This is a genomic window from Ruegeria sp. 6PALISEP08, from assembly GCF_001238295.1.
GTDB lineage: Bacteria > Pseudomonadota > Alphaproteobacteria > Rhodobacterales > Rhodobacteraceae > Ruegeria.
In genome coordinates this window covers 269,219-290,833 of sequence record NZ_LGXZ01000006.1, presented here as the reverse complement: position 1 = coordinate 290,833, position 21,615 = coordinate 269,219, and the positions used below count along the sequence as shown (strand labels likewise).

Genomic DNA, 21,615 nt, shown 5'->3' with positions numbered 1-21,615 from the left:
AGTTAAGCGACTGATCGCGCTGCGGCCACCAGCCCGTGATGCAGGGATCCCGCCGAAGAGCGGGGACCAAATACGGCAATCCGGTCGTCTGCCAGTCGCTGCAGGAACACGCCCAGATGCTCAGCCGTCGTGCGTATTGCTGCGCCCGGTTTCATGGTGCGCACCGGGGCGTTGCACAGACGCTCAAACAGATCACACAATGCTGCGCCTGCCACGTCAAACCTGCACCAGCCGTCGGTTTGTTCGACGACCGAAGCTTTGTCCCCCAAGCTGCTTTTCAGCTCTGCCGCCAGCAGCTCGTGGCTGTCATGCGCGGCGGTGATCATCCATTGGTCAGGCCCCATCCAGAACGCGCTATAAGGTCCAACCTCGGCACTTTTGCCGACATCCGGCAGCGCCAGTCCGGTCTTGTCGGACATGGCGTCTCTGACAGTTGCGCCCTGATCTGTGCGTGCCGCGACCGAGGCCAGCGCCTGATCCACAACCTCGGTAATGGTGATCGTGCCGATGACGTCCTGACGCGGTGTGTCGCTGCCCAGCGGGGTGATTGGTTTCAATTTATGCACGAAGCTTCTCCCCTTCCGGGTCCACGAAATGAGCGCTGACGATTTCGACCAGAACTTCCTGACCTTCCAGCGGGTTGACCAGACGCAATTGCTCGCCCTTGCGATCGAAACCACCTTTGACATAGCCTAGGGCGATCGAGCTGTTCAGGATCGGCGAATAAGCCGTCGAGGTGACATATCCCTGATCATGGGCTGCATCGACCGGCCCGGTTAAGTTCATCAGGTGCCCGCCTGCCGGAAGGGTGTCCTTGGCATCCACCGGTTTCAGCCCGACCAGAGCAAGCGCATCCGGGGTGTTCATGCCCTCACGACGGCTGAGTACGTTGCCGATACAGTCCTTCTTGGTGCTGACCATGCGGCCAAGGCCAAGGTTCAAGGCCGTGGTCGTCCCGTTCAGCTCGTTGCCCGTCGCGTGACCCTTTTCGATCCGCATGACGCCCAGCGCCTCGGTGCCGTAGGGAACCACGTCGAACTCTTCACCCGCTTCCATCAGCGCCCGCATCAGGCCGTCGCCATAGCGCGTTGGCACGGCGATTTCATAAGCCAGTTCGCCCGAGAACGAGATACGGAACAGGCGCGCACGCAAGCCACCACACACGGTGATCTCACCGCAGGCCATGAAGGGGAATGCCTCGTTCGAGATGTCGAATTCGGGATCGACGATCTTTTGCAGCAACTTGCGGCTGTTTGGACCGGCGACCGCATATTGCGCCCACGCTTCGGTGGTCGAGATCAGCTGTACGTCCATATTGGGGCACAGGCACTGACGGACGAATTCCATGTTGCGATAAACCAGAACCGCGTTGGCGGTTGTGGTGGTCACCACAAAATGATCCTCGGCCAGACGCGCGGCGGTACCGTCGTCATAGGCCACGCCATCTTCGCGCAGCATCAGACCATAGCGAACCTTGCCAACCGGCAGTTTTGCAAAGCCGTTTGCATAGATCATGTTCAGGAAAGCGGCAGCATCCGCGCCCTGCACGTCGATCTTGCCCAGTGTGGTCACGTCGCAAACACCGACCGAGTTGCGGGTCTGCAGGACCTCACGGTTCACCGACTGACGCCAATGGGTTTCACCCTTGCGCGGGAACCATTGCGCCCGCAGCCAGTTGCCAACCTCCAGGAATACCGCGCCCTGTTCCTCGGCCCATTTGTGGCTGGGGGTCAGGCGGGTCGGGTGGAATTCCTTGCCGACTGCGCGGCCCGCCAACGCACCCATCGCAACGGGCGTATAGGGCGGGCGGAAGATGGTTGAGCCTGTCTCGGGGATCGACTTGCCCGTCAGCTCGGCCATCACCGCCAGCGCGCCCACATTCGAGGTCTTGCCCTGATCCGTCGCCATGCCCAGCGTGGTATAGCGCTTGAGATGCTCGACCGAGGTAAAGTTTTCCTGGTGCGCCAGCTTGACGTCCTTGACGGTCACGTCGTTCTGATAATCCAGCCACGCACGTTTCGCACCTTTGACATGCCAGAACGGCGACAGAGATACGGGTGCGTCCTGGGCCGCGGGCAGGTCTGCCGGGGTCGCAGTGATCCCAAGATCGGAAAGCGCGGTAACGGCGGCATTTGCCCCGCCTTGCAGGGCGGCATCGGTGGTCAGGTCACCCTTTGCGGCACCGGCCACGATCTGACCGACCGGCAGGCCCTCTTCACCCGGAACAAACGCATGGATATCCGCGTTCCAGACCGGACGGCCCCGCTGATGGCAGGTCAGGCCGAGGTTCGGATTCCAGCCGCCCGACATCGCCAGAGCCTCGCAATGCAGATCGCGGGTAAAACCCTTGTCCGTACGCACCTGAACCGAAGTCAGGCCAAGGCGGCCGGATGTGTTGATGATCTCGGCACCTTTCAGAACCTCAGTACCTTCGACATCCGGCGCATCGGGGCGCGTATCGACGATGGCGGGCACCTTGACGCCCTGCGCAATCAGGTCACGTGCGGTCTGATGCGCATCGTCATTATTGGCGAAAACCACTAGAGATTGCGCAGGTGTCGTGGCCCAGCGATTGACATAGGCGCGCACGGCACCGGCCAGCATGATGCCGGGACGGTCGTTGTTTTCAAACGCAATGGGCCGTTCAATCGCACCCGTCGTGATCAGCGCGCGTTTCGAGTAGATGCGCCACAAGGTCTGACGCGGTTTGCCCTCGGCCGGCATCGCCAGATGATCGGCGTTGCGTTCAACTGCGCCATAGATCCCGTGATCATAAGCTCCGAACACGGTGGTCCGGGGCATCAGGCGCACGTTGCCCATGCCTGCCAGTTCGGCCTGAGTTTGCGCAACCCAGTCCGCACCCGACACATCAGCCAAGGCACCGGTTTCAGCGATCAGACGTCCGCCCAGATGAAAATCTTCCTCGGCCAGAATGACCTGTGCGCCCGCGCGTCCGGCGGTTAGCGCTGCGGCCAGACCTGCAGGGCCTGCGCCAACAATCAGAAGATCGCAATGCAGGAAACCCTTGTCGTATGCATCCGGGTCATCTTCCCCAGTCAGGCTACCAAGCCCTGCGGCCTTGCGGATGACAGGTTCGTACAGTTTTTCCCAGAACGCTTTGGGCCACATGAAGGTCTTGTAGTAGAACCCGGCCGTCAGAAAATTCGAGAACCGGTCATTGATCGCCATAAAATCGCGTTCCAGCGACGGCCACCGGTTCTGCGAATTCGCGCTCAGCCCGTCATACAACTCAGCAACTGTGGCGCGGGTATTAGGTTCCTGCCGCCCACCCGAGCGCAGCTCGACCAGTGCGTTGGGTTCTTCGCTGCCTGCGGTCAACACGCCCCGCGGGCGGTGATACTTGAACGACCGCCCCATCAGCCGCACGCCATTGGCCATCAAGGCCGAGGCCAGCGTGTCGCCTTGAAATCCGCTGAAGTTTTTGCCGTCGAACTTGAAGTTCAGGTTTGTGCTGCGGTCGATCAGACCGCCATTCAAACGATTGCCGTTCGTCATTGTGCAGACCTTTCTGCCGCAGCCGCTTTTGCAACGTCGTGGGCCAGTTCGACATTCAGAATTTCGTGGGTCATCGTGTTCCGCGTGACCACCAGCCAGGAACGGTCGCCCTGTTCGTGATACCAAAGCTCGCGATGTTCGCCTGCCGGGTTGTCGCGCAGATACAGATAGTCATGAAATGCGTTCAGCGCGTTCTCCGACTGCCAGTCAGGCCGATTAATGAGCGTGGCATCCCCCAGATAGGTAAATTCCTGCGCGTCACGCGGGCCAAGCAAAGGATGGTTGATAATCATCTGGTTCGCCTCTCAGTGCAGGTTCGGTTGGGCGCCCTGCCCTTTTTCGTCGATCATGTTGCCGGACATGAAACGGTCCAGCCGATAGGCCGTGGCAACCTCGTGCGGGCGATCGGTTTTCAGCAGATGGGCAAAGCAGTAGCCCGAGGCAGGTGTTGCCTTGAACCCGCCGTAGCACCAGCCGCCGTTGAAATAGAGGCCGTCGATATGGGTCTTGTCGATGAAGGGCGAGCCGTCCATGGACATATCCATGACCCCGCCCCAGCTGCGCAGCAGACGCGCACGACCAAGCGCCGGGATCAGCGACATTCCACTTTCGATCACGTCCTCGACCACCGGCAAATTGCCGCGTTGCGCATAGGTATTGTACATGTCGATGTCACCACCAAACACCAGCCCGCCCTTATCGGACTGGCTGCAATAGAAATGCCCTGCCCCATAGGTGATCACACCGGGGATGATCGGCTTCAGCCCTTCGGAAACAAAGGCCTGCAACACGTGGCTTTCGATGGGCAGACGCATGCCTGCTTTTGCCATGACCCGGCTGGAACTGCCCGCAACTGTCACGCCGACCTTCTTGGCACCGATGTAGCCGCGCGTGGTATCGACCCCCAGTACCTTGCCGTTTTCGATACGGAAGCCGGTGACTTCGCAATTCTGAATGATGTCCACGCCGCGCATATCGGCGCCACGCGCATACCCCCAGGCGACCGCATCGTGACGAACTGTACCGCCGCGTCGATGCAACAGGCCACCCTGAATCGGGAACCGCTGGTCGTTGAAGTTCAGGAACGGATACATGGCCCGGACACCTTCGGTATCCAACAACTCGGCATCCGATCCGTTCAGGATCATCGCATTGCCCCGGCGCCGCGCCGCATCGCGCTGAGCGTCGTTGTGGATAAGGTTCAGGATTCCGCGTTGGCTGACCATCGCATTATAGTTGAAATCCTGTTCCAGGTTCTCCCACAGTTTCAGCGAAAACTCATAAAACGGCTCGTTTCCGTCCAGTAGATAGTTCGACCGGATGATCGTCGTGTTCCGCCCGACATTGCCACCACCGATCCAGCCCTTTTCCAGAACCGCGATACGCGCGCCGCCGAATTCCTTGGCAAGGTAGTAGGCTGTCGACAGCCCGTGCCCGCCGCCGCCAATGATGACATAATCATAGGACTCTGCTGGCGCCGCATCGCGCCATTGCTGGGTCCACCCCTTATGCCCGGTCAAGGCTTCTTTGAAGATCCTCAGAGCTGAATAACGCATGAAAGCTCCTGTTCGTTGCAACCTAGGACTTGTGCACACTACGGAATATTTTCCAGATGCTGTTTCGGACAGAATTCATCTCAGAACCGACAGAACCAGATTACACGGCGAAAACGGACCAATAGACGCCCGCCCAGGAGCGCATTACACGCGGAAAAATCAGGCTGCCGCCTGTCCCAAAATCCCTGACGGTGGAAAGGTTGCGGTGAAAACTCCAAGGCTTGATTCAGGGCTGAGTTCCAGGATGGAGAAGTCTTCCACTGCCTCCGAGAGGCGCAGATTTTAATTGAAGGATGGAGGATACACTACAACACCAAACGCCCGCATAATGCTTTGGGATAAGCATTAGCCGGGCAGTGTCTTATTAGACGGTTACTTTCTTATCGAAATAGTCAATCTTAGTTGCTTGATGATAGAAGTGCGCCAGTTGCGCACCCCGTGTTTTTGCGGCTCGTCTTTTATTGCCGCTTCAACATCTGATTTGCAGCGGCTTTCAGGCTTTCATTGCTGTCGCCAGATATACCGAGAAACCGCCCTGTGCCCCCCGGAAACCCGTCAACAGTTTCAGTGATTGCAGCCGTGCTATTGAGATGATGGTTCCGGCTCTGATCGCACGACATACAAACGGTGTCAGCGCGCGGCATTGCATTGTGCCGCCAAACTATGCAGCTTGGTCCATCTGAATTTCACCGTTGTGCAAGAAACAGGCCTTGTCGAAAGCAGACAGATCAAGCGGGTTGGGTAGCCTAACATCGGACAGATCGGGCATAGTCTTGTCGCTGAGATCGAACGAGCGATCAAATTGCGAGATCATGGCACAAATTGCGCCTGTGACCTTCACGTATCTGCGTAGAGATCTGATCGTCAAGGCTTGGGTTGGTGCGCTTTTGATCCAGAGGTTGGAGGTAACCGATCACGACAACAACCGGTTCACCAAAGTGTTCAAGACGGCTGATAACGTAGTCCGCAGACACCTCGTCCGACGTGTAAACAATCATCGCCACTCGTTCGGACTCTGGACCAATCCCAAGAGCCGAGAAACGATCTTCAACGTCTCGCTCATGATAGTCTAGCGTGAAGAAAAACCCTTTCCGGCCAAGCTCTGTCGCCCTTGACGCCAATTCGAGCCCAAGGAGTGTTTTGCCGTGACCGGGCCTTGCGCCAACAAGGATCAGGTCTCCGGGTACAAGCTGCGACAGGATGGTTGCAACTGGCCCTTTTGTTGTTGAAGACGATGCAAGATGGCTCCAGCTCAGGAACCCTTCTTCGACGGCCTTTGGGTCCAGCGCCTCGTGTAAAGGGATACGTTCCTTGCGTGCCGCGAGTCTGGCTTGTCGTTTCAACCGATAGATTGAGGCGGATAAATGCATGTGCGTTCCTCCTCTTTCGAGCCGCTCGGGCGCAACGTCATCGCGTCCAACGCCGCGCGGTTGCGGGCGGTGCCGGTTTCTTCGGCCTGACATTCGATCACACGCTCGCATGTGAATCCCGGAGACAAAATGGCCAGTGGAACGGTTGGATGATCTGACCGTCGCGGAACAAAATTCCGCAGTCTGACACCTGAGGTGAACGAGCTGAGGGTGGGGAGATGTATTGAGTGGACCTTTATAGCCGGGTGCGGCGTGCGTGCCATGATGACGGGATGGGAAGTAGAATGACGTAGGCAGCGGCGGCTGCCACGGCGCAAGCGCCGATCAGGAGAAATTCTCGGTTCATGTACTGGTCCTAACCTTGTGTAACAGAGTGGAGCCGCAAATTTCTTACAGCACACTGGAACGTGTTCACTGCCGTAAACAGCGTCGGAAATCTGTTTCAAGCGTTAGGTAGTCTGTCCGGTCTTTCCGGTTCATTGAGCGTCGAGAAGCTTGTTACCTGCCATGCCAACGCTGCCTCAGACTGGTCAAATGATACTTCGGAATCTGGAAACGTCAGCGCCAGAGCATTACACAGGAATGGATTGCATTCATCAGGCTCCATTCCGTTTGATCCATCCGGAGCGCTATCCATTGGTTCCCCCGAAGCGTGACCAACGTGGCTTTCTTGCATATTCATGGCCAGGTGGCCATCACAATGCCTATCAACACAATCTTTCGACTCAGATGCACCGACATTCCCACATCAACAGCCGGCATTGAGGAACCGCGCTGCGAAATCTGACTGAGAGCCCTATTTTGCACATGCTGCAATCATTCTGACTGGTCATTCATCACAGTCAGCGGTTCTTGAAAAATCTATCCACAACAATTGCCCCCAATCTGAATTGGCGGACATGGTACGGTAGCGTAGGAGCAGAAAACACAGCAATCGCCTTCCTGCGGTTTCAATACTAACTTGCATGACTTACATTCATAAAACCACTGGCAACAGTCCGTTGGCATTTTTTCAGTTTCGAAGTGCCCACACTTAGGGCAGGTCAATGTGCTTTCGAGCACCACGGATGTATTTGTCATTTTCTCACATCTGCATGATTAGGTAGTCGTTGATTTGAGCTTCGGTGAACACGATAACACATGCCAACGCAGTGACCGCGGCGCTTCCAGCAAGCCACCACTTCAGGTGCGCCAACGATCCGTTTCGATGGGATACGAACCACGCTGTCGCGACGAATAAGGATAAGATGGCCAGCACGTAGTAGCTAGCGGCTGCTATTTTTCCGAATATTGCCAACCAGCTGCCGCCCAAACCCAGCAACATCATGGTCATCGGAAGTACGCAGCACGTCGCGACGCCAAGTGCAGAAAACGACCCCAAGTAAGTGAGGGTTAGGTATTTCTTCATCTTTCGCTCCGGTGGCGCTCAATTCGCTGAGTTGAGTCGTTGACACCTTGGACATATATCTTCTGTAGTTACTACAGGATCAAGAGGAAGTGTTTCACGTGATTGCGATAGGAGAGGCTTCCCGGCAAAGCGGTGTCGGAATCGAAACCATCCGCTACTACGAACGCGAAGGTATCGTGCCGAAGCCAGCACGTGCACAGAACAATCGCCGCCTCTATTCAGCAAGCGATGTCGGCAGACTTCGCTTGCTCAAGAAGTGCCGTGATCTGGGGTTTCCACTCTCCGACGCGAAGGCGCTGTTGGACCTGTCTGAGGGAGGCGACGAAGACTGCCGATCCGTAAAAGAAATGGCTGAAGCCCACATAGCCAACGTTCGATCCAAAATCGATGAATTGAAGCGTTTGGAAGGAGCTTTGAGCGAACTCTCTGCCAATTGTGAAACCGGGAATGTTAGCTGCCCAATGCTCGCACGATTACGGATGGTGGAGGACATCTAAATCTCGGGCTGGGCTACAACCCAATTTCCGAGATTAAATTCAGATTGCTTCGGACCAAGGTCGGTGGTGCGCGAAGGGATTGTCGTTCATAGTCAAAAGCGAAATGAGACCGGAGATTTCTGACCTGACAATTGGCAATTGGTCATTGTCGCGAGTTTTTCTTGCGGCCTGCATTGTTGTGATGGGAACAGCCACTGCAATTGTTGGTGTTTGGGTGTCAAATCGGATCGAGAACGCGGTTGTTCAAAATTCTGCCAACTCTGCGGCGTTATATATGGAGAGCATTGTATCCCCTCTTAGCCAGGAACTCGCACACGGCGACCGTCTTTCGGATCAAGCGAGTCGAGCACTGGACGAGATTTTCATGACCCAGCCAATGCGTGACCGCATTGTCTCCTTCAAGTTTTGGAAGCAAGGGGGAGTGATTGCACATGCATCGGATTCAGCCATCATTGGAAGCCGTTTCGATCCAACTGACGATCTAAAGCGAGCATGGGGCGGTGAGATCTCCGGCTCTTTCGAAGAGCTTGATCATGCCGAAAGCGCCGCTGAAGCGGCACTTGGGATACCGCTACTCGAAGTATATAGTCCCATCCGCGAGCTTTGGTCGGGCGAAATCATTGCTGTTGCAGAGTTTTATGAAAAAGCTGAACAGCTGGAAATTGATATGGCCAGAGCCCGGCGAACAAGTTGGTTGGTCGTCGGATCAGCATTTGTGGCAAGTACAATCGTTCTGTTTTCCATCGTGGCAATTGGTGACAACACAATTCGACGTCAGGGGCGCCTTTTAGAGAGGCGTCTGGCAGAAAGTGAACAAATGGCCGAGCAGAATGCCAAGCTGCGGTCGCGCGTGGTCGAAGCGTCGGAACGATATGCCACGCAAACAGATCGGTTTCTTAAAAAACTTGGTTCCGAGCTTCATGATGGTCCCGCTCAATATCTGTCCCTCGCTGCCCTTAGATTAGACGCCGCATTTCCCGACGGCTCCGAAAAGCCCAAAGAGGCCGAAGAAATCCAACAGTCACTGCAGAAGTCCTTGGCTGAAATTCGTGCTTTGTCGCGGGGGCTGTCTGCTCCGGACATCGACAATCTGGCGCTCATGGATGTCGTGAAGAGAGCAATAGAAGATCACTCAGAACATAGTTCATTGCGACCCGATGTTTCGCTTCAAGGAAGCCAGGCAACCGAGTTGTCCTTGTCCGACAAATTGTGTGTCTTTCGGTTCCTCCAAGAAACGCTTTCTAACGCTGCGAGATATGCTCCGGGTTCTCAATGCACTGTCACTTGTGAGGCTCAAAGCGACCGTGTCGTCATACATGTCCGCGACGACGGGCCCGGATTTGATCCCTCAGACGACACAGTGTTGCGTGACGATGGAGGCCAAGGACTAATGGGATTGCGAGATCGGGTCGAGAGTATCGGTGGCAGGTTTGAAGTCGCGTCAAGCCCTGGCAAAGGCGCTTCAATTGCGATGACACTGTTTCCCAGAAAGATGAGTACATCATGACAACATCTGTCATTATTGCGGATGATCATCCGATCTTCAGGGACGGTTTGCACCGTACATTGGACGAAGCCGACGGGTTCGAAGTTCTCGCCGCTGGTTCAAACGCTGAAGAGGCGGTTTCGCTTGTCAGCATTCATCAGCCAGACATAGCCATCCTCGACCTTTCGATGCCCGGTGGCGGCATAAGTGCGACACGCAAAATTGCTGCTATGGCGAACCCGCCTTTCGTCGCAATATTAACGGTCTCTGAGAACAACAGTGACGTCGCGGATGCTTTGGAAGCAGGAGCTATCGGGTACATTGTCAAAGGTGTGACAGCCAGCCAATTGACAGATTCGCTGCACAGCATCGCCGCAGGTGAAGGTTTCGTGTCGCCAGGACTGGCCTCGCGCGTGCTGCTTCAGATCAACAGCGAGGCGGGGATTTCCAAAGACAGAGACGTGCTCAATGATCTCACGCACCGCGAGGAAGACATACTTCGACGTGTGGCGAAGGGGATGAGCAATCGGGAAATAGCAGAACAATTAAACCTGCAGGAAAAAACTGTGAAGCACTACATGACGGCAATCCTATCCAAGCTTCACGCTCGAAATCGGGTAGAAGCCGCTCTAATAGCGCACGACGTTTGGAACAAAGCAGACTAATTGCAATGTCTATTATGGGTTAGGCGGTCTCTCACAATGAGAAACCGCCTATTAAACATCGACCCGAGTTAATGCCTAGTTGGCAACCGACTGCAATCTCCGACGATCAGAGGCAGTTGCGTTTCTCTCAACAACAGTCCGGTTGAATGGGTCCTTCAGTTCGTAGCGGCCAAACTCGATCTCTTCTTTCCAACCGTTGGCATAGTTTACTTCGATGTTGTTGCCCTGGCGTTCTATTTTCGTTGGGCGACTTCCAGCGGCGCCCCCTTGCCCGGATGAGCGCACGTTGTCGATTGAGATATCATCCGCCAAAGATCGAAGCCTTGAGACGTCAGCACCCGTAGCTGGCCGTTCTTCTACGGTTCGATTCTGAGCATTCTTTCTCTCGTACCGACCGTTTTCGATTTCTTCCTTGGTTCCATCGGCGTAACGCACTTCGATGCCGTTAGCGTTGGTCTCAACCTTTGTGATACCGGCTGAGCTTGATGGCCCGCCCCCCGCTCGGGACTGATCCTTTTTGCCGCTACCTTGATTTGAACGCTTCGAGTCATCATCATCGTCATCATCGTCATCATCGTCATCATCGTCGCGACCGCCTTTACCTGATCCTGAATTGTCGTCACGATCATCGTCGCGATCACCACCACGACCGCTATTGCCTGACCCTGAGTTGTCGTCACGATCATCGTCACGATCATCATCCCGGTCGTCATCGCGACCATCCCCGTCTTTTCCTTTGCCACTCTTCGCAAACGCATAGGCTGGTTCAAGTTGCAGGCGACCGTCCGCGTCAAACTTTGGTACGTAAGGCGTTGCCGCAATCAACGAAGCCAGTGCAGCTGTGCTTAGAAGTTGGCCAAACTTTCTTTGAATTTTCATTTTTGCCTCCAATTCTGTCAGACGCATTTCGCGATGTTGGAGGCAGGCTACGCTACGCTTTACTCCCCGACATCGGGCTTTGGTCTGATGAATTGCAGGCCAAACGTCCTAGTCAGAATTGCGAAAACGATCGAAATTCATACTGCAGAGGGGTTGAACAGACTTAGTGTGCTTTTGCTCCGCTACCTTTCAATTCGTCATCGGGTTCGAGGTGGATGACAAAGACAGAACCCGGGTAAATACGTTCCAATGCTTGTTCGATTTCATTGCAGATGTCGTGTGCGGCGCTGACAGACATTGCTCCGTCAACAACAAGGTGAAATTCGACGAAGATGATGTTTGCGGATCTGCGCCCTTTGAGATCGTGGTACTCTAAAGCTGTACCGAGGTTTGCTTCGATTGCTTTAGAGACAGTCTGCAAGTCATGATCCGAAAGGCTCACATCCATCAGGCCATCCACGGAGGCCCGAATAACTTTCCATCCTTCCCACAGGATGTTGAGCGCGACGAGAATTGCAAGGATAGGGTCGAGGATCAGCCAGCCGGTGACAAGCGCAAGTATTAGTCCCACGACAACACCGACTGATGTCATAACATCAGTGAAGATGTGCCGGGAACTCGCCTCCAATGCAGGCGACCCCTCGCGCCTGCCGATCTTGAGCAACAAGTAAGCCCATGCACCATTCACGCCAGTCGCAATGATATTGATCGCGATTCCAAGCAGCGGCGCATCGTCAAGATGTGGATCGGGCAGCGCCAGCACCGCCTCTCGGATGATCAAAAACGCAGCGAGCACAATCAGTATGCCCTCCACGACAGCAGAAAGGTACTCTGCTTTCTTGTGCCCAAAAGGGTGGTTTTCGTCCGGCGGTATGCTGGCAACCCGCACGGCAAAATACGCAAGCAGCGCCGCCACTACGTTCACCGTGGATTCCATCGCGTCTGACAGCAGGGCCACTGAACCAGTCAACCACCAAGCCAGCAGCTTAAGGGCCAGTACGGCAATGGAAATTGGGATGGACCAAAGGGCGAATTTTTGTGTCACTTGGCCGCGACCCCCAATCAAACGTCAAAGAAAACCCGGGCGATAGGTGAGTTTACGTGCACAAGATCTAAAACAGGTGTTTGGCAAAAAAGAAATAGAGCCGCTGGGCTTTCTGCCTGCGAGCAGGGGGAAGCGTCCTTGATATCTGCATCGCGACCTCAAACGCCTGTTACTCTGATGGGAGCTCACTCTGCGGCACAGAAACGGCTTTGAGATAAACTGCCATCGCCAAACGTTCGTCATCGCTTAAGCGAGCGTTGGTTGAACACTCATCCAATGTTCTGGCTGCGTGACAAAGCTTGAAAAACGCTCGCGGGGGTCGATTTTCCAATCAGCCATCTGGTTGCGGGATCCACGAGGTTTGCATTGAGGCTAGAGTGACGGATTCTTCACAGTCTTCTTCCCACATCTCATCGAGAAAGGCCTTCATATCAAATTCAGGATCTTTCTCACCCAACCACACAGGGCCTTCGCCGCGTTTGCAGCACTGGGCCTCTGCGACAGCAGTGATGCAGAGGAAGCGGACTTTAGATCAAAAAAATTCTGTGTTTTGGAGCCGTAGACAGCGGCTATGCGGACACAACGGACGTTGAGTGTAAGCGTCGACGCCGAGATCAGATCGCATTGCCTGAGCCGTTGGATCCGCAGTAGATCACAAAGTCTTTGGTATGCTCCCACCGATTGATCTACGTAAGTAGAAAGTTAGCACCTTCAGATCAGAACCGTAACTTGACGCCGCGAACCTGCCCGTGCCGATCAACATGTATTCAAACGCTCCTGTACATAGCGTATCGATGCAATCCTTGATGAAGAAACTCTATCCAAAGAACAGCGAATTTTTCTCTCCAAGGGAGCCAGTCGAAACCAACGTTGGCTCCTGCTTTAAGGTCATTGCCGCCTGCGCCAAATCGAAAACTTACAACTTCTCTGCCCAATTAGTGCTGTTGTTTGAGGAAGGCCTTGGAAGGCAAGTTTTCTCTACGCGGCAAAAATCCTCTTAGCTTTTGTTTACTCTCAAGAGACAACATTAACAGAACGTGAACAATGTATTCTCTGAGTGTTCAACCTGTATCACTCATACTGATCCCCGCAGGGCTAAAAAAGTGTCCGGCTTAGTGGAAGGGGAAAAGAATGATCAAGACTGCCGTTGAGGTCGAGCTTTGCGTTCCTGCATCGATGCGATCCACAAGTGCTGCCGTTCGCGGCGAACTTTCAAATACCGAAAATTCGAGCAACAATCGCTTCCCTCCTATCGAAAATGCACTGACTGATATCATCAGCAACAAGCGACTTGATGAGGCAAACAGGGACGTCTGATCTGACAATTGGAAGCAAAACACGCTTCCGGGCTACGACGACCAAATCAGGTAACGACAAAGCCCGCTCCGCAATCGGAGCGGGCTTATTTGTTTGAGTGACTTTGATGCATTCAAAGTCAGGAGAGTGTGATCCAGACTTTCCAAACAGAGCGCTGCCAACATGATGTCGGGTCAACCATGCTCGTGGTAAAGACATGGCTGACCCGGCCACCATCGGCTTGCAAAATAGCAGGCCAATACTGTCAGCTATCTAGTCCAAGAAGTGATTTCACCGCATCCTCGACCTCATCAGTGACAGGCTTGTTTGCCGCGTTTTCCAGCGCTTCACGTTCAGTCAGTTCCTGATCTTCAACGGCTTCTGTCAACTCATCGACCTCGGCAACCGCTTGCTCGTAATCGACGGCATCCTTCTTCTCGGATTCCAGACTCTCAGCCGTATCGATAGCGTCCTGGAGATCGGTGTTTGCTTCCTCAAGCGCTGCTTCAATGTCGGGATCGGTGCCACCGGCGTCAGCCAGCGCCTCTTCAAGGTCGTTCACAAGATCTTGCTTTTCTTCAACGTCTGTCTGGGCTGCTTCAAGATCCTGTTCGATTTCAGAGACAGGTCGATCCGGCGGCGTCATCCCCTCCAGAAGATCCTGCTGTTCCTCCAGTGCCGCCCGCAGATCATCCCCGGCCAATACAGTATCACGATAAGTAGCAATTCGGCCCACTCGCGAATTTGGTGCTGCATTCAGCAAAGCCGTCTCGCTTGCATTTGCTGCATTCAACGCCCCCAGTTCAGATGGGTGCACCCCAAGCAACGTGGCCATTTTATTCCCTGTCGGGCGCTTTTCCGGGCGAACGGACTTGGTGACCTGAGGCGAAATTTTCGTTGTTCGCGTTACTTTCGTAGTCTTGGTTTTGGTTTTCTTGGCCTTGGATTTTTTGCCACCAAATATGTCCTTTAGAGAGAGTTTTTTCCCTTTCGAAGATTGGGGCTGTGCTCCAGTGACACCGGTTGTTTTTTTGTCTGACTTTCCAGCCGCAGACTTTCCTTCACTTTTGGACCCACCCTTACCTAAGCCTTTACCGTCTCCAGATCCGTCATTTCCACCGCCGTGGCCATTTCCATTCCCACCACCGTTGCCGTTACCGTTTCCGCCGCCGTTTCCGCCGCCGTTTCCGCCACCATTGCCGCCGCCATTTCCACCACCATTGCCACCGCCGTTTCCACCACCATTGCCGCCGCCGTTTCCGCCGCCATTTCCGTTGCCCCCTTTCGCGTAGGCAAAGTCGGGAAAGGCGATCGATCCGACGATCGCGGCAGAACCCATCAAAGCGACGGCAATTGCTGAGGTTTTTAACAATCCAGACATTGTGTTCTTCATGGCGATTCTCTTTCTTCGAGTTTGGATTTCTGCGGTCCGCAATCTCAAGATTCCGGTTCGTACCGGCGCAGTATGCTTGCTGGATTCGTGCCCGGGCTTTTGTCATCTAAACCCATCGTCGTTGAACCCATGGGAAACTGGTTGTTCATCACCGGTTCATGTAGCTTTCGCTAGAATGAACGGGCGTATGTGCCGTAAAAAGTACCAAAGATGAAAAAGCTCTTGATCATTGCCTGCCTTCTCGCTGTTCTCCAACCCGGACACAGCAATGCGGCCGCCCGCGAGTTGAAACAATCTGAATTACGCAAGGCGACAAGTTCGGGAAAAGCCATTCGGCTCAATAAGGTTATCAAGGGTGTGGAGCGCGTCTTTGGTGGCACGCCAGTAGACGCGCGCGCGTTCCAGACGGATCAGGTGTACTATCGCATTCTGGTCAAAAAACCCGATGGCAAGATAATTAGCGTTATTGTCAACGCAAAAACCGGTGTTGTTGTACCCAATCGGTCAAATGTTGGGCGGCAGGTGACTGACGCTGCTAAGACAGCGCCAGGCAATTCCGCTGTTGGTACGTCGCGACAGACGTCGGCGAACAATAGCATCAATGGAAACCGCGGCGGTAACGGCAATGGCGGCGGCAATGGTGGCGGCAACGGCAATGGCGGCGGTAACGGCAATGGTGGCGGCAACGGCAATGGCGGCGGTAACGGCAATGGCAATGGCAATGGCGGCGGCAATGGCAATGGTGGCGGCAACGGCAATGGCAATGGCAATGGCAATGGTGGCGGCAACGGCAATGGCAATGGTGGCGGCAACGGCAATGGTGGCGGCAACGGCAATGGCAATGGCGGCGGAAACTCCGGTGGAAACAGTGGCGGTAATAGCGGCGGCAATAGCGGAGGAAAAAGATGATGTTTAAACTTTCAGGCACGTGCATATAGTGCTGGTGTATGAGAGTTTTGCTTGCAGAAGATGAACCACACCTCTGCGAACAGATCAAAAAGCTACTGAATGCTGAAGGTCGAGTAGTGGATGTGGTAAAAAACGGTCTCGACGCGTTACATCTGGGCGCGAACGAACCGTACGACATGATCATTCTGGACATCGGCCTGCCGGAACGGGACGGTATTTCGGTCTTGCGAGAGTGGCGTAGTTCGGGTGTCAAAACCCCGGTTCTGATCCTGACCGCCCGTGATGGCTGGAGTGAGCGGGTCGATGGTCTGGATGCCGGTGCAGATGATTATATGACCAAGCCCTTCCATATGCCCGAACTGGCCGCACGTGTTCGCGCCATACTACGACGGCAAAGTAGTCAGTTGAACCCTGTGATCGAGATGGGGAATGTCATGCTGGACACCCGCAACGGGCGGGTGACAGTCGATGGTGTTCCGATTGACCTGACCGCTCAGGAAATCGCTGTGCTGACCTATCTGGCCCATAATGCCGGGCGCATGATCTCAAGAACTGAGCTTTCAGAACATATCTATGAATACGATGGTGACCGGGATTCAAACACCATTGCAGTCTTCGTAACCCGCTTGCGTAAGAAACTAGGCCCCGATTTGATCACTACAGTACGAGGGCGCGGATACATGATTGACTCAAACTGATGTTATCACTGCGTCAACGGGCATTGTTGGGTGGCGTTGCATCCGGAGCTGTGTCTGTAGGACTGGGCACACTTGCCGTCTTCTCTTACATCAATGACCGCGTATCAGACCGCTTCGACACAGCCCTATTGGATCGCCATACACAGCTTGTTGTAGGTTTGAGTGTCACCACCCAAAGCCCGGATGCACTTCGTGATCTGATGTTCGACCCGGCCTATAGTTCGCCTTACTCTGGGCGGTACTGGCAAGTCAGCAGCGACGACGGAGAGATTTTTACATCTGCCTCACTGTTTGACCAAGTTGTTGCCGAGCCGGCTGGCAATCCAGATGCTCCAACGCTCTGGAACACAAACGGCCCGGAAGATGAAGTTCTGCGTAGTGCCTTTCAAAAAATCACCTTCGAAGACGGCTCAGTTTGGGGCGTCAGCGTTGCAGAAAGCCGGGCACAGCTTGTCGCCGAGCGCCGTGCTGCGCAGCAAAGCCTATTGCCCGTGTTCGCACTTGTTGGTCTGATAGGTGTGGTCGGATCGTTGCTGCTGATGACCTTCATACTCGGGCCGCTGCGAAGATTGCGTACTGATGTCGCGAGTCGCTGGGACCGAGACGAAGACCTCAGACCGACCGATTACCCCGAAGAAGTCTCACCCCTTGTCGAGGACCTGAACAAACTCCTGAGCCGGAACCGCGAGATTCTATCGGGATCACGCCGTCAGGCCGCGGATTTAGCGCATGCTTTGAAAACTCCAGCCGCCATTTTGCGGAACGAATTGAATTCGCTTTCCGGCACGGGTGCCACAACGGATACTGCGCAAGAGGCACTTGATCGGATAGATGCCCAGTTAAACCGATCTTTGGCCAGATTGCGGGCATTACACACCGCGGATCTAACCCATTCGCGGACTGATCTGACAAACTCCATCGACCGGTTAGCACGGTTGTTTTCGACAATGGTGGATCGCGAGGGAAAATCTCTACAGATCGCACGTGATCCCGGACTCTGGGTACGCATGGATGCACAGGATATCGAAGAAGTACTGGGAAACTTGCTGGACAATGCAGTCAAGTGGTGTCGGCAAAGTGTGCGTATGACCGCCGCACGCAAGCCCGGATGCATCGAAATCAGTATCGAAGACGACGGCCCCGGGATTACCCAACAAGCCCACCGAGAGGCTCTGCGATCAGGAGGTCGGCTGGACACGTCGGTCACCGGCAGTGGATTGGGGCTGGCAATAGCAGTCGATTTATTGAACGCTTATAACTTCCATTTAAATCTGGGAACATCTGCGTTGCTCGGCGGGCTGGAATGTAGAATTGTGATTTCGACTTGATTTGACCCAAAAATGTTTGATCGACGAAGCCACCATTCCCGCAAATCTCAGCTGTCTGCGAAATAGGATCGATGTATCGCTTCACGCAACCAAGAAATTTTTCCGCTGACTGAGGGTGCGCAGAAATCAGTTATTATTCTTCACCGCTGAAAAATCCACTACAGCAAAGTGCATGCACCCCAAAGCTACCAGGCGCTTTACTCTGACAAATGAGCAATTTGGGCTCGGGGCGGACATCCGATCATTTCACCCTAACAATTGACGGGCACTTGGGCCGCCAATGTCGCCAAAGGGCTGCGGCCGACCGACTGCATCCGAAGCATCCAGATGGCATGGCAACGGCAGGTAATGGCTCTCCGCACCAGTTGGGGCACGTCGCAGAGAACGTCGGCAGCGAGCCCAAATATAGTGATGGTGCGCGGAGTCCAAACGACAAGTTTAGGTGTAAAGCGGACCCTCATCAGCAGGTGTTTTCGTGCAAATTCTTGCATGGACCGGGAGGCAGCGATTGATGTCTCCCGAGTATTAACTTCTACTGCGACATCCCGCCTTCGGTCGAAATTTGTTCTTCGACATGGCCCTGGTTGGTTATGTCCGATCCCCGAGGTGGATATTCCTTGAATGTAGACAGGTGGTTTTGGACGATTTTGGCAGCAGGACCAAACGCCCACATTTTGTTGCCCATCCACCGTGTATACATCCCCGATTCCTCGGCCGCTTTTTCGTAGGGATCGCGGCGCAGGTTGAACAGCAGGGGTGCGTTCAGTTCTTCTTTGGGTCCCGCCCAACCTTCGGTTTGTATCGTGAAGTGCGCTTTCCAGTCACCATGCCGCACCGCTTGCAGGTCCGGGCCTTCGTAGTAGATGATCTCATCCCGGTTGCTGTCGCTGTCACCAGTCAAAAACGACAGTTGGTTGAACCCATCCAGATGCACCTGATAGCCCTCGTAGCCTTGGAGCAATGATCCAGGCAGATCGTCCGGGCCGCCAGCGGCGGCAACAAGGGTGGGCATCCAGTCTAGACCGGCAAAAATACCATTGCTCACGGTTCCGGCTGGAACTTTTCCGGGCCAGCGAATGATGGCAGGGACGCGGAAGCCGCCTTCCCAGGTTGTGCCTTTTTCGCCATGGAACGGTGTTGTTCCCCCGTCGGGCCAAGTCATGGTTTCAGGGCCATTATCCGAGGTGAAGACGACAATTGTGTTTTCTGAAACGCCGAGCTCGTCCAACCGAGCCATGACTTTGCCCACGTTGTCGTCAAGCTCTTTCATGACCACATCCTGCAAACCGCGTCCGGCACCCAACATGGCTTCGTAATCGGGGCTCAGATGTGTCCAGACATGCGCGCGCGCCGGAGCCATCCAAACAAAGAAAGGCGTTTCACTGTCAACCGCGCGGTTGATGAAGTCCAGCGTGTGCGCCGTTACTTCATCGTCGAGCGTCTTCTGCCGCTGGGGCGGAGCGGGTCCATCGTCGACAATGCGTTGTTTTCCGACCAAACCCCAGCGCGGATCAACAGTTTCATCTACGGTATCAGTTGCGTAGGCATGGATGATGTTCCGAGGGCCAAAAGTGTCGTTGAATTTTTGATCTTTCGGCCAGTCCGGATCGGATGTGTATTCCATCGCGTTCAGGTGATAAAGCCAGCCCCAGTATTCGTCAAAACCCTTCACTGTCGGCAGGAACTTGTTCATATCGCCCAGATGGTTCTTGCCAAATTGACCAGTTGTGTAGCCCAGGGATTTCAGCATGTTGGCCAGAGTTGGGTCATTTTCGCTCAGACCTTTTTCCGGGTCTCCGGGCAGGCCAACCGTGTGCATCCCCGTTCGAACCGGAAATTGTCCGGTGATAAAGGCAGACCGCCCGGCGGTACAGCTTGGCTGCGCATAGTAATCCGTAAGGCGCATGCCATCCGCAGCAAGCTGGTCAAGGTTGGGGGTTTTGATGCTTTTCACACCCTGATGGTAGCTGCCCAGACTGGCCCAGCCGACATCATCAGCCATGATGACAAGGATATTAGGTTGGTCGGTTTCGGCCAAAACTGGCAGGGCACAGACCGAAGCCGTGGCCAGCGTGGCGGAAACCGCAACAGATCGAAGAATGAACATTTTTACCTCTGTGGACGTAGAAGACGATATCGGTGGTGGGACTATCGAAAGGTCCGTTCGGGATAGCGGTCGAAACTTTGATGCTGCAACAAGGCTTTACTAAGATTTCGCATTGTGGAATTTAAAACCCAAATTCTGGAAAGAAACTGAACGCATGATTAATGAAAACGCCCTGACTGCCTTTCTTTCATTGGCCGAGACTGGCAGTTTCCAAAATGCGGCCCGCGCGATGGGTGTCTCCAACGCGTCGTTTTCCCGCTACGTCGGGCAAGTGGAGGACCATGCGGGGGTGGCGCTCTTTGACCGAAGTCGCAACAGCAGCACACTGACACGCGCTGGACAGGAGTTTTTGCCGATCGCCAAGGCTTTGCGCGAAGACCTGGATCGCTTTGCGACCCGCGTGACCAGTTTGCGTGAAACCGGGCCGGGAACTTTGCTCATTGGCTGTGGACCTCTGACCACGAGAACTTTGATCCTGCCCGTCTTGCGATCAGTGCGGCGAGTGATGCCCGACCTGCGCTTCCGAGTTCTGGTGAGCGCCTATGCGCGCCCGCTCGACTTATTGCAGGCGGGAGAGTTCGATGTTTTCCTCGGTGATCTGACCTACACACCCGAAGCCGACGATGTCGAGATCATGGTGATGGAAAAGCAAGAAATTCAATTTGTGGCCCATCGAGATCATGAAATTCACCAGCGCGGTCCTCAGACAATGGCAGGCATCTTTGATTTTCCCTTTGCCTCGCCGCATCTTCACAAACACTGGAAAGCGACTTTGACAAAGTCACTTGGTGGCGATGCCGCGGCAGTCGAAAAGGTCAATGCACAGCCGCGTATTGAGTGCGACGACTACAATTTCCTGACCGGGTTGTTGGTAGAGCCGGACTACATCGTAGGAGGGATGCCGGACACGTTCGAGGAGTTGATCAGAGCAAAGAAAGTCAAACCAGTGTCGATGAAACAGAGCCTTACGTGGAACATCTGCGCAGCGCGCAAGTCCCAAAACACGTCGGATGCACTTGAATTGTGCTGGAGCGAGCTTGCCAAATATCGGGCGTGATCGGTGGCGCCTAGGAAAAATGCTGCCATGGGTATGAAGATTGCGCTACGCATCTCATTAACCTGCCTGTTGCCTCAACTCCAATGGCAGCACAATACGGTTCGCGATGAACCGGCCCGGAACGTATTCCAGTTCCTCGGGCACACCTTCACCCAGCGTCTTCAGTGTTCCGCCCCAGCGAGTGCATTCCTTACCCGGTGACAGGACCTGATCCTGCCGATCCAGATGTTGGGGCAACGGTTTGCGGCTGTGTTGCCGGGAAGGTTTGCTGTCCTCGGCAGAGCGATAGAACTGGCTTGTGTCGCCGCCGCTGTCGCAATCTGCTTTTCTTCATCTGACCAAAACCGCTTCTTTCGCTTGCTCATGGAGTGCCCCATGATGTCCACTATCGATGATGGACACTTA

At 54.6% G+C, this 21,615-nt stretch carries 21 protein-coding genes and 1 pseudogene; 9 read left to right on the top strand and 13 right to left on the bottom strand.

What is annotated here, in order from left to right:
* Window positions 1-2 precede the first annotated feature (2 nt).
* The 4 genes from ALB80_RS11560 to ALB80_RS11545 are packed head-to-tail and all read right to left on the bottom strand — an operon-like array spanning window position 3 to window position 5,072.
* A complete protein-coding gene (locus tag ALB80_RS11560; RefSeq protein ID WP_050604204.1) occupies window positions 3-566 on the bottom strand; it encodes a sarcosine oxidase subunit gamma in 564 nt (187 codons plus the stop codon).
* Window positions 559-3,516 (bottom strand): sarcosine oxidase subunit alpha family protein, encoded by a 2,958-nt coding sequence (locus tag ALB80_RS11555; RefSeq protein ID WP_050604203.1) that lies wholly within the window; start codon window positions 3,514-3,516, stop codon window positions 559-561. The genes ALB80_RS11560 and ALB80_RS11555 overlap by 8 nt, the downstream gene beginning before the upstream one ends.
* The gene (locus ALB80_RS11550; protein WP_050604202.1) at window positions 3,513-3,809 is read right to left on the bottom strand and encodes a sarcosine oxidase subunit delta; all 297 of its coding nucleotides are present in this window, start codon (window positions 3,807-3,809) and stop codon (window positions 3,513-3,515) included. The genes ALB80_RS11555 and ALB80_RS11550 overlap by 4 nt, the downstream gene beginning before the upstream one ends.
* Window positions 3,810-3,821: 12 nt before the next feature.
* Window positions 3,822-5,072 (bottom strand): sarcosine oxidase subunit beta family protein, encoded by a 1,251-nt coding sequence (locus ALB80_RS11545; protein ID WP_050604201.1) that lies wholly within the window; start codon window positions 5,070-5,072, stop codon window positions 3,822-3,824.
* Between the two features lie 225 nt (window positions 5,073-5,297).
* On the opposite strand from ALB80_RS11545, the pseudogene ALB80_RS21835 reads away from it, so the two are divergent.
* Window positions 5,298-5,414 (top strand): annotated as a pseudogene (locus tag ALB80_RS21835) (integrase core domain-containing protein); the annotation flags it as partial.
* A gap of 319 nt (window positions 5,415-5,733) precedes the next feature.
* Here ALB80_RS21835 and ALB80_RS22640 read toward each other — a convergent pair.
* The 4 genes from ALB80_RS22640 to ALB80_RS11530 form a co-directional block, all read right to left on the bottom strand.
* A complete protein-coding gene (locus tag ALB80_RS22640; protein WP_253276864.1) occupies window positions 5,734-5,886 on the bottom strand; it encodes a hypothetical protein in 153 nt (50 codons plus the stop codon).
* The gene (locus ALB80_RS11535; RefSeq protein ID WP_253276863.1) at window positions 5,870-6,442 is read right to left on the bottom strand and encodes a DNA helicase; all 573 of its coding nucleotides are present in this window, start codon (window positions 6,440-6,442) and stop codon (window positions 5,870-5,872) included. The genes ALB80_RS22640 and ALB80_RS11535 overlap by 17 nt, the downstream gene beginning before the upstream one ends.
* An 861-nt stretch (window positions 6,443-7,303) precedes the next feature.
* Complete coding sequence (locus ALB80_RS22635) at window positions 7,304-7,522, bottom strand: GDCCVxC domain-containing (seleno)protein (protein WP_083445272.1); 219 nt, start codon at window positions 7,520-7,522, stop codon at window positions 7,304-7,306.
* A gap of 4 nt (window positions 7,523-7,526) precedes the next feature.
* Window positions 7,527-7,850 (bottom strand): hypothetical protein, encoded by a 324-nt coding sequence (locus tag ALB80_RS11530; RefSeq protein WP_050604199.1) that lies wholly within the window; start codon window positions 7,848-7,850, stop codon window positions 7,527-7,529.
* 98 nt (window positions 7,851-7,948) lie between these two features.
* On the opposite strand from ALB80_RS11530, the gene ALB80_RS11525 reads away from it, so the two are divergent.
* The 3 genes from ALB80_RS11525 to ALB80_RS11515 all read left to right on the top strand — a co-directional run bounded on the left by ALB80_RS11525 (window position 7,949) and on the right by ALB80_RS11515 (window position 10,498).
* On the top strand, window positions 7,949-8,347 hold the full coding sequence (locus ALB80_RS11525) for a MerR family transcriptional regulator (RefSeq protein WP_050604250.1): 399 nt from the start codon (window positions 7,949-7,951) through the stop codon (window positions 8,345-8,347).
* Between the two features lie 181 nt (window positions 8,348-8,528).
* Window positions 8,529-9,854, top strand: a complete 1,326-nt coding sequence (locus ALB80_RS11520) for a sensor histidine kinase (RefSeq protein ID WP_172677884.1) — start codon at window positions 8,529-8,531, stop codon at window positions 9,852-9,854.
* Window positions 9,851-10,498, top strand: a complete 648-nt coding sequence (locus tag ALB80_RS11515) for a response regulator transcription factor (RefSeq protein ID WP_050604197.1) — start codon at window positions 9,851-9,853, stop codon at window positions 10,496-10,498. Before ALB80_RS11520 ends, ALB80_RS11515 begins: the two co-directional genes overlap by 4 nt.
* Window positions 10,499-10,573: 75 nt before the next feature.
* On the opposite strand, the gene ALB80_RS22630 is transcribed toward ALB80_RS11515, so the two are convergent.
* On the bottom strand, window positions 10,574-11,377 hold the full coding sequence (locus ALB80_RS22630; protein ID WP_253276861.1) for a hypothetical protein: 804 nt from the start codon (window positions 11,375-11,377) through the stop codon (window positions 10,574-10,576).
* Between the two features lie 163 nt (window positions 11,378-11,540).
* Entirely contained in the window at window positions 11,541-12,422 is an 882-nt protein-coding gene (locus ALB80_RS11505; RefSeq protein ID WP_305809694.1) for a cation diffusion facilitator family transporter, read from the bottom strand.
* A 1,131-nt stretch (window positions 12,423-13,553) separates the two neighbouring features.
* Here ALB80_RS11505 and ALB80_RS11495 point away from each other — a divergent pair.
* On the top strand, window positions 13,554-13,739 hold the full coding sequence (locus ALB80_RS11495) for a hypothetical protein (RefSeq protein ID WP_050604194.1): 186 nt from the start codon (window positions 13,554-13,556) through the stop codon (window positions 13,737-13,739).
* A gap of 244 nt (window positions 13,740-13,983) precedes the next feature.
* On the opposite strand, the gene ALB80_RS22490 is transcribed toward ALB80_RS11495, so the two are convergent.
* Window positions 13,984-15,153 carry a hypothetical protein gene (locus ALB80_RS22490; RefSeq protein ID WP_216597674.1) on the bottom strand — a complete coding sequence of 390 codons (1,170 nt, stop codon included), beginning with the start codon at window positions 15,151-15,153 and terminating at the stop codon, window positions 13,984-13,986.
* Between the two features lie 168 nt (window positions 15,154-15,321).
* On the opposite strand from ALB80_RS22490, the gene ALB80_RS22485 reads away from it, so the two are divergent.
* From ALB80_RS22485 to ALB80_RS11475, 3 genes are read left to right on the top strand one after another with little or no spacing between them, the layout of a single operon-like run.
* Window positions 15,322-16,020 carry a PepSY domain-containing protein gene (locus ALB80_RS22485; protein WP_050604193.1) on the top strand — a complete coding sequence of 233 codons (699 nt, stop codon included), beginning with the start codon at window positions 15,322-15,324 and terminating at the stop codon, window positions 16,018-16,020.
* A 38-nt stretch (window positions 16,021-16,058) separates the two neighbouring features.
* Window positions 16,059-16,718: a response regulator transcription factor gene (locus ALB80_RS11480; RefSeq protein WP_050604192.1), complete on the top strand. Its 660-nt coding sequence runs from the start codon at window positions 16,059-16,061 to the stop codon at window positions 16,716-16,718.
* Window positions 16,718-18,046 (top strand): HAMP domain-containing sensor histidine kinase, encoded by a 1,329-nt coding sequence (locus tag ALB80_RS11475; RefSeq protein ID WP_050604191.1) that lies wholly within the window; start codon window positions 16,718-16,720, stop codon window positions 18,044-18,046. Before ALB80_RS11480 ends, ALB80_RS11475 begins: the two co-directional genes overlap by 1 nt.
* A gap of 532 nt (window positions 18,047-18,578) precedes the next feature.
* Here ALB80_RS11475 and ALB80_RS11470 read toward each other — a convergent pair.
* Window positions 18,579-20,153 (bottom strand): arylsulfatase, encoded by a 1,575-nt coding sequence (locus ALB80_RS11470; protein WP_050604190.1) that lies wholly within the window; start codon window positions 20,151-20,153, stop codon window positions 18,579-18,581.
* A 154-nt stretch (window positions 20,154-20,307) separates the two neighbouring features.
* Between ALB80_RS11470 and ALB80_RS11465 the strand changes: the two genes are divergently transcribed.
* Complete coding sequence (locus ALB80_RS11465; RefSeq protein ID WP_050604189.1) at window positions 20,308-21,210, top strand: LysR family transcriptional regulator; 903 nt, start codon at window positions 20,308-20,310, stop codon at window positions 21,208-21,210.
* Window positions 21,211-21,267: 57 nt separating this feature from the next.
* Here the strand turns inward: ALB80_RS11465 and ALB80_RS11460 are convergent, their stop codons facing one another.
* The gene (locus ALB80_RS11460; RefSeq protein ID WP_050604188.1) at window positions 21,268-21,447 is read right to left on the bottom strand and encodes a hypothetical protein; all 180 of its coding nucleotides are present in this window, start codon (window positions 21,445-21,447) and stop codon (window positions 21,268-21,270) included.
* Window positions 21,448-21,615: the final 168 nt, after the last annotated feature.